Raw genomic sequence first — 11,092 nt, forward strand, 5'->3', positions numbered from 1 at the left:
GCATGCGAATCGCCAAGCGGCCGCGGCAGGACGGCGAGCCCGGCTCCATTGGCACAGAGCGCCGCCTGCACGTCGCGGCTGTTGCTGCGCATGACGATGTCGGCCCGCGGCAACAGGCGTTGCAGCCAGCCGACATCCGGCATGTCGCCAAAAGCCTCGTCCATGGTGATGAGGCGGGCGCCCGTGCCGTCGCCGGCTTCGGGGTGCTGCGCGCCGCGTCTGATGTAAAGGCCGTATTCGATATGGATGAGCTTGCGCGATATGATCTCCGCTTCCGTGAAAGGTCGGATGCGGAAGACGAGGTCGGCTTCGCGTCGCGACAGGTTGAGCAGCCGGCTGTCGGTCAACAATTCGACCACCACCTTCGGATGGACTTGCGAGAATTCCGCCAGCACCGGCGAAAGCACATGTGCGCCGAACCAGTCGGATGAGGACAGCCTGAGAAATCCATCAAGCTGACGGCTGCCGCCGGCAAGGACGCGCTCCATGGCGAGCGCCTCCTCCTCGATGCGTTCAGCGCCGGCGAACACAGCTGTTCCTTCGTCGGTCAGGACGAAGCCATCGGCCGTGCGCTGAAAAAGCGTCTGGCCGAGAGAGGCTTCAAGGGCACGCAGCCGCCTGCCCATCGTCGGCTGCGTCAGCCCAAGGCTACGGGCTGCTGCCCCCAGCGTGCCGAACCGGGCGATCGCCAGAAACAGCTTGAGGTCGCTCCATTCCATCGCTCGCATCCGTCAAACAAAAATGCATGGGCTTCAGTCGTTATCTTTCATTTTCATTCGCGTTTCAATGAACCATCTTACTTCCGGAACAACTTGTTGCGGGCGCCCTACGGACGCCACGATGCGAACGAAGGAGACCGCCATGTCTGTACAATCAACGATGAAAGCGCTGCTGGCCGAAATGCCGAATTCGCCATTGCGCATCGCCGATATTGCAAAGCCGGTGCCCGGCGAAGGCCAGGTTCTGGTGCGCATTAAGGCAAGCGGCGTCAATCCGCTCGATCTCAAGATCCGGGCCGGCAATGCGGCTCATGCCCGCCATCCGCTTCCCGCCATTGTCGGCATCGATATGGCCGGTGTTGTCGAAGAGATCGGAACTGGCGTCAGCGGTTTCCGCCGCGGCGACGCGGTCTACGGCATGACCGGCGGGGTCGGCGGCATTCAGGGATCGCTTGCCGAATTTGCAGCTGTCGACGCCGCGCTGCTGGCGCTGAAGCCGCAGAACCTGTCGATGCGCGAGGCAGCCGCCCTGCCGCTGATCTCGATCACCGCCTGGGAAGGGTTGGTCGACCGCGCCGGGGTCAAGGCCGGCCAGAAGGTTCTCGTGCTCGGCGGCGGCGGTGTCGGCCATATCGTCGCGCAGATCGCCAAGGCTGCCGGAGCCGAGGTCTATGTGGTCGACGGCGCTTCGAAAGCGGACTATCTCACCGGCCTTGGCGCAGCGCCGATCGATCGTGATGCGGAAACGGTTGAAACCTATGTCGCAAGACACACCGGCGGCAAGGGTTTCGATCTGGTCTACGATACGGTCGGCGGTCAGGGGCTTGATACGGCATTTCGAGCCGTCAGCCGGTTCGGCCACGCCGTGAGCTGCCTTGGCTGGGGAAGCCATGCGCTGGCGCCGCTGTCCTTCAAGGCCGCCACCTATTCCGGCGTCTTCACGCTGCTGCCGCTTCTGACCGGCGAAGGACGCGCCCATCACGGTGAGATCATGGGGGAGATGACGAAGCTCGTCGAAGCCGGCAAGGTGATGCCGAAGCTCGACCCGCGCCGCTTCACCCTTGCCGATACAGATGAGGCACATCGGCTGATCGAAGACCGGCAGGCAGACGGGAAGCTCGTCGTCGAGATCGACTGATCTCAATCCGTCGGCGGAATTAGCGCGCCAGATCGAGGTAGGCGTTTGCCACCAACGCATCAATATCGGCGGGCACAGGCACGAGGCAGGATTGGGGACCAGCCTCGCCCTTGGCGATACGTTCCAGGCAGCGGGCCTGAAGGGTGAAGCCGAGATCCATCGACTCGACCGTATTGCCAAGCGGCCGAGGACCGGCGAGATTGGCCATGTGACCGCCGCCCAGCACATGGAAGGAACGGCCGTCGCTCTGATGGAAGGTCTCGATATGGTCGGCCTCGTAGCGGTCGATGCCGATGACATCGGGATGGCGGCGGAAGGCTTCGACATCGATCTCAAGCGGGAAATGGCCGCCGTTCATCAGGATCGCGCCGTCCTTGACGAGCGGCAGGTCGGCTGCCGTCACGATGCCGGCAAAACCCGTGACGGTGACGATGATATCGGCCGAGCGGATCGCTGCATCGCGCAGCGGCGTGACGAAACCATCGAGATGAGCTTCAAGCGTCGTCACCGGATCGATATCCACGACACTGACGGTGGAAAAGCCATTGCGGAAACAGGTGGCCGTGCCCTTGCCGCAGGCGCCGTAGCCGAACACCGTGACGCGTTTGCCGTTGGTGGAGCGGTTGGTGAAGCGCAGATAGCTTTCGAACAGGCTCTGGCCGACGGCATGCCTGTTTTCGGCGAACTGTTTGATCGGGCTGTCGTTGATGACGAGGATCGGCATGTTCAGCCGCGCGCGCAGCGGCAGCAGCCGCGTACGGCCCGAGGTGGTCTCCTCGGTGCCGCCGCGGAGATTGGGGTAGGGTTTTTCCGCCGCGATGGCGAAGAGATCACCGCCATTGTCGAGGAGCAGATCCGGCTTTTCGGCAATGACCGCTTCGAGGTTCTGATGGTGAGCGGCCGGATCCGTCGTCTGCGTCGCGAAAACCGTGATGCCCTGCGAGCGCAGGAACTCGACTGTCGAAGGCTGGGTGCTGTTGAGATTGCCGGTGCAGACAAGACGCGCGCCGCCGGCGCGAAGCGTCGTCAGCAGCGCCACCGTCTTCGGCTCCAGATGAATGCCGGTGCCGATCGACAGGCCCTCGAAAGGACGCGTCCGCTCGAATTCGGCGGCCGTCGCCTTGAGCAGCCTGCAGCTGTTGCCGATCCAGTCGATGCGGGTTGCGCTCTTTTCCATCATCTCTCTTCACAATTCCGTGGTCGTGCGGTTTCTGGGATTTGCGCAATTCCGGACGCAAAACCGCTGCACACTTTTGCTGGAATTGCTTTAGCGGAGCGACGAGGCGGCCGATATGGAAGTAATTCTGGCGAAGGGGCAGAAAATCTGCCCTTTCAGGCCGGTGTCCCGCAACGAAGCAGCCAACCGGACAGGGCCGCGAAGGCTGGCCGTTTCGCATCCGGCATGCGGCAGCAGAAGCTGTAACCCGATGGCCGGGAAATGAAGCCGTAGGGCGCGACCAGATGCCCGCGCTTGAGATCGTCCTCGATCGAGGCACGCGGGGCAAGTGCGATGCCAAGCCCGGAGCGGGCGGCAGCCAGGGCCAGCAGCAGATCCTCGAATTCTTGGGCGCGGGAAAAGACGACCGGCGGCGTGCCGCTTTCGGCAAACCATTCGTCCCACAGCTTCGGAACGCTGCGGCTGGCAAGCATCGTCAGCGCGCCCATCGCCACCGGGTCGCGCGATAGTGTCGCGGCAAGCGAAGGCGTGGCGACCGGGCCGAACTCGTCCTCCATGAATCGCAGGGCGGTGATGCCCGCGGCCGGACGATATTCACCGCCCAGGATCACAGCGTCCAATTCTGGGTGCATCTGCAACGGTTCGACGATGGTCATCGGCACGATGTCGACCGCCGCGTCGCCGAGACTTGCCTGCATCGCTGCGACACGCGGCATCAGCCACCAGACTGCGAAGGCGGAGGGCACGCCGAGACGGATGCGGTTCGCCGCGGTCCCTTCGAGCTCAAAAGCAGCACGCTGCAGGATGTCGAAAGCCGCAGCCGAAGCTTCGGCAAAAGCGCTGGCCTGCAGGGTCGGGACGAGCCTGCGGCCGTCACGTGTGAAGAGCTTGCGGCCGAAGTGATTCTCCAGCGTGGCGATCTGCTGGCGTACGGCGCCGCGCACCACATTCAGCTCTTCGGCAGCCTTCAGAATACTGCCATGACGGCAGACGGCCTCGAAGGCGCGGATGGCATTGAGCGATGGAAGACGCATGAGGACGACATTCACCAGATCATAGTGGATCACTAAATCTCGCCATTGAACGAAAGGCAAGATCACGCCATATTGTACAGCTGTGCAATGTGACGCATTCGAGACAGGGTGTGACGGATTTTCCGAACCTGTCCCACCTCGATTTCCCCTATGAACGGCGATCGAATCGCGTTTCGAGTCGTGCTGCGCCTTTTTGAATTGCGTAAGCTTTCCGTGATATACGTATATGAGTGATTCCTAACGACGACTGTGAAGGTGACCCGACCATTGACTCTTTTCGCCCGACTGGCTTCCGATGTGCAACTGATGTTCCGGCGCCCGCCGCGACAGCAATATGGTGCGCTCTGCTACCGGGTAAAGAAGAAGAGCGGCGAGGTCGAGGTGCTGTTGATGACGAGCCGCGACACCGGCCGCTGGGTCATTCCCAAGGGCTGGCCGATGACGCGCAAATGCGCCCATGAGGTCGCGATGCAGGAGGCCTTCGAGGAAGCCGGCGTCCGCGGCGTAGTCGAAACGGAAACGCTTGGCGCCTACAGTTATTCGAAGGTGCTGCGCGACGGGGTGCAGGTGATCTGCAAGGTGCAGGTCTATGCGCTTGAAGTCACCGACATGGCAAAGAACTTCAAGGAAAAAGGCGAGCGCCGCATTGAATGGGTCTCGTTCGACGAGGCGGCCGGGCGTGTGCGTGAACCGGAGCTCCGGCACCTCTTGCTCGCCTTCAAGCGGACGATGACCGATCGGCTTTCGGCCGGAGCGGCAAAGCAAATTCCGGCGGAATGAATCCTGCCATCTTGCACTGCTAAGAAAGCAGCGTAGAAGCAGAGTCATCCTCAGGAAAAAGAATGCCGCCACGTCCCGCAGTCCTCACGAAACGTACGCTCGACAAGGACCTCGACAAGATCACCCATGCCGAGGACGTGGCGAAGCATGTTTTGCGACGGCTGGTGGCGCCTGGCCTCGGATTGATTTTCGTCGGTCTCGCCATGCTCTTTGCCGGCGTCTATGTGTTCGACCGGCCGGGAGCGATGCTCGTCGTGGCAGCGGCGGCCCTTGCCGGCTACATGGCGATGAACATCGGCGCCAATGACGTGACCAACAACGTTGGTGCTGCCGTCGGCGCGCGTGCCATGACGATGGGCCAGGCACTGGTCATCGCTGCGATTTTCGAAGTTCTTGGCGCCACGGTCGCCGGCGGCGAGGTCGTCAAGACGATTTCCGCAAACATCGTCGACGCCGTCCAGGTGCCGCCGGTGCTGCTTGGCTGGATCATGATGGCGGCGCTGATGGCGGCGGCCCTCTGGATCAATCTCGCAACCTGGATGAACGCGCCGGTTTCCACCACCCATGCGATCGTCGGCGCGGTGATCGGGGCCGGCATCTCAGCGGTCGGGCCGGAGCCGGTGAACTGGCAGGTGATGCTGGAGATCACCTCGAGCTGGATCACCTCGCCGCTGATCGGCGGGCTGATTGCAGCCGGGCTGCTTTATCTCGTCAAGACCCTCATTATCTATCGCGATGACAAGGTCGCGGCGGCGCAGCGCTGGGTGCCGGTGCTGGTCGCGGTGATGGCCGGCGGCTTCACGGCCTATATGGTGCTGCAGCTGTCGCCCACGGGCAAATTTCAGTCCTTCACTGTCCTCCTCATCGGGATCGGCATGGGGCTGGTGAGCTGGCTTGCCGCCCGACCGCTCGTTCTCGCCCAAGCGCGGGCTCTCGAAAACCGCAATAGCTCGTTGCGGACGCTGTTTCGGCTGCCGCTCATCGGCTCTGCGGCGCTGCTGTCATTCGCGCATGGCGCAAACGACGTTTCGAACGCTGTCGGGCCGCTGTCGGCGATCGTCCATTCGGTCGGCATTGGCGGCGGCGGCATCGGGCATCCGCCGCTCTGGGTGATGCTGATCGGCGCCTTCGGCATCTCCGTCGGCCTGCTGCTCTTCGGGCCGCGCCTCATCCGCCTGGTTGGCGAGGAGATCACCAAGCTCAATCCGATGCGTGCCTATTGTGTCGCGCTGTCGACCGCCTTTACCGTCATCGTCGCCTCCTGGCTCGGCCTGCCGGTCAGCACCACACATATCGCCGTCGGCTCCGTTTTCGGCGTCGGATTCTTCCGTGAATGGTACACCCGCCATTCGAAGCGCCGCATTGCCTATATCAGGCGCAAGGCCGAGAGCTTTGATATCGACGAGCCGGAAGAGCCGAATATCCACGAGACGCGGCGGCGTTATCTCGTGCGCCGCTCGCATTTCATGACGATCATCGCCGCCTGGATCGTCACCGTGCCGGTTTCGGCAGCGCTTGCGGCAATGATTTATTGGGTTATGTTCGCGCTCTTCGTCTGAGGTCTCGAGTTTTTCGAATGCGCGCCAATTTCCGTATGCAACGGCTTTTCGTCGAGGCGCCGCTTTCCAGCGGTGCCATCGTGGAGGCAAATGCCGATCAGTTCAACTATCTCGCCAATGTGCTGAGGATGGAGGAAGGTGGGGCGATCCTGCTCTTCAACGGCCGCGACGGCGAGTGGAAGGCTAGCCTCTCCTTCCCCACGCGCAAACGCATTCAGCTGACGGCTACCGAAGAGACGCGGCCGCAGCCGCAGCCTTGCGACCTGCATTATCTCTTTGCGCCGCTCAAGGTCGGCCGCATGGACTATCTCGTGCAGAAGGCGGTCGAAATGGGGGCGGGCCTGCTCCAGCCGGTGATGACCCAGCACGTCCAGGGCAAAATCACCAATCTCGACAAGCTGCGCGCCAATGTCGTCGAAGCGGCGGAGCAATGCGGCATTCTCGGCATTCCTGATGTGGCCGAGCCGGTGAGACTTCTCGACCTGCTTGACCGCTGGCCAAGCGAGCGCCGCATCATCTATTGCGACGAGGGCGATGCCGGGCAGAACCCGCTGCCGGTGCTGTCAGCGATCAGGGAAAGACATCTCGCCCTGCTCGTCGGGCCGGAAGGCGGCTTTTCGGAAGAGGAACGGGCGCGGCTTCGAAGCCTCGATTTCGTCACCGCCATTCCGCTCGGACCGCGCATCCTGCGGGCCGATACGGCGGCCGTTGCGGCCTTGGCGGTGGTCCAGGCGGCGATCGGTGACTGGAACTAAGGTCGAAAACGGGCTGACATGGAAATCGCTGTTATTTTTTTGATGCGTCGTTGAAACAATTTCACTTGCAACATGGGTGGCTTGGGTCCTAATCACCCTTCCAACTGCCCGGCCCCCTGGGCGCCTTTTTGAATACAGGTATCCCGCATGGCCCGCGACACTACCGACCAGACACCGCTCTCTTCGGTCCAGGATTTGACCGACTATATCGCCGCGGGCAACAAGCCGCGGGAGCGCTTCCGGATCGGCACCGAACACGAGAAATTCGCTTTCTTCCGCGCCGACAACAGCCCGGTTCCCTATTTCGGCGATGCCAGCATTTCGGCCCTTTTGAGCGGCCTGCAGAAAAAAAGCGGCTGGGACCCGATCACCGACGGCGGCAACATCATCGGCCTTGCCGAGCAGCACGGCATGGGTGCGATCTCGATCGAGCCCGGCGGCCAGTTCGAACTCTCCGGCGCACCGCTGGAGACGATCCACGAGACCTGCAAGGAATCGAACCAGCATCTGGCGACGCTGCGTGAAATCGCCGAGCCGATGGGCATCCGCTTCCTCGGCATCGGCGGCAGTCCGAAATGGACCTATGCGGAAACCCCGCAGATGCCGAAATCACGCTACGAGATCATGACCCGCTATATGCCGAAGGTCGGCACCCAGGGTCTCGACATGATGTACCGCACCTGCACGATCCAGGTGAACCTCGACTTCTCCTCGGAAGCCGACATGCGCAAGAAAATGCGCGTCTCGATGAAGCTGCAGTCGCTGGCGACCGCTCTGTTTGCATCCTCGCCCTTCACCGAGGGCAAGCCGAACGGGCTGCTCTCCTGGCGCGGCGATATCTGGCGCGACGTCGACAACCGGCGCGCCGGCCTGCTCGACTTCACCTTCCGCGACGACTTCGGCTTCCGCGACTACGCCGAATGGGCGCTCGACGCGCCGATGTATTTCATTGTCCGCGACGGCCGCTATCACGACTGTACCCATGTCACTTTCCGCCAGTTCATGAACGGCGCATTGAAGGGCGAGGTCGCCGATCCGGCGCCGACGATGGGTGACTGGACGAACCATCTCTCGACACTCTTTCCCGACGTGCGGCTGAAGCGTTTCCTCGAAATGCGCGGCGCCGACGGCGGCCCGTGGCGGCGCATCTGTGCGCTGCCGGCCTTCTGGGTCGGCCTGCTCTACGACGATGCGGCACTCGAGGCCGCCGAGGAGCTGACGAAGGATTGGAGCTTTGCCGAGATCAGCGCCCTGCGCAATGCCGTTCCCGCCGAAGGGCTGAAGGCGCAATTTCGCGGACATCTGCTCTTCGACATGGCGCGCGAGGTGGTCGGCATATCAAGGGCCGGTCTCAAGGCGCGCGGAAAGCTCAACCGGGAAGGCCAGGACGAGAGCATCTTCCTGGCGCCGCTCGACGAGGTGCTCGCCAAGAAGGCGACGCTCGCCGAGGATCTGCTTTCGCTCTATCACGGCCGCTGGCACGGTTCCGTGGAGCCGGTCTTCGAGGACTATCAGTACTGAGGCCGACCCAAAGCGGTTCCGGTTTTACCGGAATCGCTCTGACAGCCCCTATTTTCGACTGTCTCCGAGCGGCGGAAATGAAGGCCGGCAACGTGGTGCTCCACCGACCGACCGCTGGAGCCTTGGTCGCATGCTCTCGATAAATTCCTCCCTAAGTTCTTATGGCAAAAAGCAGTTTGCGCATTGCCATTTCCGGTTATAGTGGCGTTACAACGCGTCACGACCCGGGGAAAGGGACTTCCATGCTGCCACTCTTCGACATGATGATGCAGGCGCAGAACGGCGCGGCGATGGAGGCGATCGCCCGGCAGTTCAACCTCGCGCAAGAACAGGCGACGAAGGCGATGGCGGCGCTGATGCCGGCCTTTTCCGCCGGGCTGAAACGCAGCACCAGCAATCCCTATGATTTCGTCGGGCTGATGCAGGCGGTCTCCTCCGGCAATTACGCGCGATATTTCGAGGATATGAACCGGGCTTTCACGCCGGAGGGTATTTCCGACGGCAACAACATCCTTGCCCAACTCTTCGGCTCGAAGGAGGTTTCGCGCGCGGTCGCCGCCCAGGCCGCACAGATGACCGGCATCGGTCAGGATATCTACAAACGGATGCTGCCGGTGCTGGCCGATACGCTGATGGGCGGGCTCTTCAAGCAGACGACCGGCCAGATGGCCTCGCCGGTCAACCCCTTCGTCAACACCGCGATGAACGAGACCATCCAGAAATGGCTGGAAAGCACCGGCTTTGCGCCGAAGCCGAAGACGGCCCCAGAGCCCAGCATCTTCGACAATCCCTTCACGCAGGCGATGCAGCTGATGTTTTCGGTGCCGAAGCCGGAAGCGACATCTCAGCCGAACCCCTTCCTCGACAATCCCTTCGCCAAGGCCTTCCAGGAGATGATGGGCGGGCTTGGCCAGCAGCCGGCGGCCCAGACTAAGACCAAGGCACCGGAGGCGCCGAAGGAAGAGGCGAAGATCAGTGCCGACAGCTATACCGAAATGCTAAACGCCATGTTCGACAGCGGGCTGGAGGTGCAGAAGAACTATCAGAGGAACCTGGAAGCGATCTTCGAAACCTATCGGCCGAAGTCCTCCTCTGAGACCAGCGAATAACCCCGAAAGTCGGAATCGATTTTCGGAAAGGAATTCGCGCAAATCCATAATATTGCAGCGTCCTTTGCGCGTCTGGAAAGATGCACAAAGGACGCTGTAGGGCATAAAAAAACCCGGAGATGGCTTGGGAAAGCCGATCACCGGGTCAAGCGGCAGGGCTAATTGGCTATCACCCTGCGGGGAAACTCGACGCTCCTACTCTTCGTGGGAGCGGAAGAGCGACAGGCGCCAGCGATTGCGCGCTGAGCGCGTCAGATGTTCCGACGGGTCCTCGAAGAAGGTCGACGCCAGGAACGCGGAGGTCAGGTCAGCCCTGCTAAGGCCGATATCCCTCAGCTGAGTGTCGTTCAGATCGTGTAGACCGTTGATCTCGATGCGATTGCGGAACCCGCGAAAGAGGGAGGTCAACGGTGTGAAGCCTGCTGCCAGACGCTGGGAAAACGTCGGGGTGAGCTTGCCGCAGTCGAGTTCTATTGTTCTGTCTGTCATCCGCATGGGACTCTCCTTTCTTTCGATTTTCTTTTAGGCGCGCAACAACCCAGCCCTCCCGCGAGGTCGCACGGGAAGGAGCAAGGCTGAATTGGGCTCGGACAGGCAGGGTGTCTGTCCTTCACTTTGCTTGATTTGCATCCCGAAGATGCCAAAGACCTATTGATCAGTCCAACGAATGTTTCTAATGATTATCATCAGCTATCTTTATGGGTGACAACATGTCCGCGCCTCTTGATCTCGACCAATTGCAGACTTTCATCGCCATCGTCGATTCCGGCAGCTTCACCAAGGCCGCCGACCGGGTCTACAAGACCCAATCGGCCGTCTCCATGCAGATGCGCCGTCTCGAGGAACGCATCGGCAAGCAGCTGTTCATCAAGGACGGGCGCGGCAACCGGCTGACGGTCGAGGGCGAAAAGCTGCTCAACTATGCCCGGCGCATCATCCGCCTCAACAACGAGGCGATCGCGGCCTTCGACGACAACAGGCTGGAGGGGATGCTGCGGATCGGCACGCCGGACGACTATGCCGACCGCTACATGCCCGAAATCATCGGCCGCTTCGCCAAGACGCATCCGAATGTCGAGCTCTATATCGTCTGCGAGCCCTCGGTGGATCTTGCCGAACGCATGCATAAGGGCGAGCTCGACATCGCGCTCGTCACCCACAATCCGCGCGAGCGCATGTCCGATGTGGTGAGAACCGAGCCGCTCTGCTGGGTGGGTTCGGCCAACCATCCGATCCGCGACGATGCGCCGGTGCCGCTTGCCGTCGGCCGGCGCGACTGCCAGTGGCGCCAGCTCGCCTG

Annotated in this window: 11 protein-coding genes; 7 read left to right on the forward strand and 4 right to left on the reverse strand. The window is 61.9% G+C overall.

The genetic code is table 11. From position 1 onward, the window contains the following. The coding region (locus MOV76_RS35955; RefSeq protein ID WP_247266331.1) for a LysR family transcriptional regulator at positions 1 to 719 on the reverse strand (719 nt) is incomplete at its 3' end. A 142-nt stretch (positions 720 to 861) separates the two neighbouring features. On the opposite strand from MOV76_RS35955, the gene MOV76_RS35960 reads away from it, so the two are divergent. Further along, positions 862 to 1,857 carry a zinc-dependent alcohol dehydrogenase family protein gene (locus MOV76_RS35960; RefSeq protein ID WP_247266332.1) on the forward strand — a complete coding sequence of 332 codons (996 nt, stop codon included), beginning with the start codon at positions 862 to 864 and terminating at the stop codon, positions 1,855 to 1,857. Positions 1,858 to 1,876: 19 nt separating this feature from the next. Here the strand turns inward: MOV76_RS35960 and MOV76_RS35965 are convergent, their stop codons facing one another. Further along, positions 1,877 to 3,034 (reverse strand): adenosylhomocysteinase, encoded by a 1,158-nt coding sequence (locus tag MOV76_RS35965; RefSeq protein ID WP_247266333.1) that lies wholly within the window; start codon positions 3,032 to 3,034, stop codon positions 1,877 to 1,879. A gap of 155 nt (positions 3,035 to 3,189) precedes the next feature. Further along, positions 3,190 to 4,101 (reverse strand): LysR substrate-binding domain-containing protein, encoded by a 912-nt coding sequence (locus MOV76_RS35970; protein ID WP_247266334.1) that lies wholly within the window; start codon positions 4,099 to 4,101, stop codon positions 3,190 to 3,192. 234 nt (positions 4,102 to 4,335) lie between these two features. On the opposite strand from MOV76_RS35970, the gene MOV76_RS35975 reads away from it, so the two are divergent. The 5 genes from MOV76_RS35975 to MOV76_RS35995 all read left to right on the forward strand — a co-directional run bounded on the left by MOV76_RS35975 (position 4,336) and on the right by MOV76_RS35995 (position 9,792). Further along, complete coding sequence (locus MOV76_RS35975) at positions 4,336 to 4,848, forward strand: NUDIX hydrolase (protein ID WP_018244945.1); 513 nt, start codon at positions 4,336 to 4,338, stop codon at positions 4,846 to 4,848. Between the two features lie 62 nt (positions 4,849 to 4,910). Next, positions 4,911 to 6,407 carry an inorganic phosphate transporter gene (locus tag MOV76_RS35980; RefSeq protein WP_247266335.1) on the forward strand — a complete coding sequence of 499 codons (1,497 nt, stop codon included), beginning with the start codon at positions 4,911 to 4,913 and terminating at the stop codon, positions 6,405 to 6,407. A gap of 17 nt (positions 6,408 to 6,424) precedes the next feature. Continuing rightward, positions 6,425 to 7,162, forward strand: a complete 738-nt coding sequence (locus MOV76_RS35985) for a 16S rRNA (uracil(1498)-N(3))-methyltransferase (protein WP_047621909.1) — start codon at positions 6,425 to 6,427, stop codon at positions 7,160 to 7,162. Positions 7,163 to 7,309: 147 nt separating this feature from the next. Beyond that, positions 7,310 to 8,683 carry a glutamate--cysteine ligase gene (locus tag MOV76_RS35990; RefSeq protein ID WP_247266336.1) on the forward strand — a complete coding sequence of 458 codons (1,374 nt, stop codon included), beginning with the start codon at positions 7,310 to 7,312 and terminating at the stop codon, positions 8,681 to 8,683. A gap of 242 nt (positions 8,684 to 8,925) precedes the next feature. Then, entirely contained in the window at positions 8,926 to 9,792 is an 867-nt protein-coding gene (locus tag MOV76_RS35995) for a DUF937 domain-containing protein (protein ID WP_247266337.1), read from the forward strand. A gap of 195 nt (positions 9,793 to 9,987) precedes the next feature. Here the strand turns inward: MOV76_RS35995 and MOV76_RS36000 are convergent, their stop codons facing one another. Then, positions 9,988 to 10,287, reverse strand: coding sequence for a DUF1127 domain-containing protein (locus MOV76_RS36000; RefSeq protein ID WP_247266338.1), 300 nt, complete (start codon positions 10,285 to 10,287; stop codon positions 9,988 to 9,990). 215 nt (positions 10,288 to 10,502) lie between these two features. Here MOV76_RS36000 and MOV76_RS36005 point away from each other — a divergent pair. Continuing rightward, positions 10,503 to 11,092 (forward strand): LysR family transcriptional regulator (locus MOV76_RS36005; RefSeq protein ID WP_247266339.1); only part of this gene is annotated, 590 nt, incomplete at its 3' end.

Origin of the sequence: Rhizobium sp. PRIMUS64, assembly GCF_023006465.1 — a bacterium.
GTDB lineage: Bacteria > Pseudomonadota > Alphaproteobacteria > Rhizobiales > Rhizobiaceae > Rhizobium > Rhizobium leguminosarum.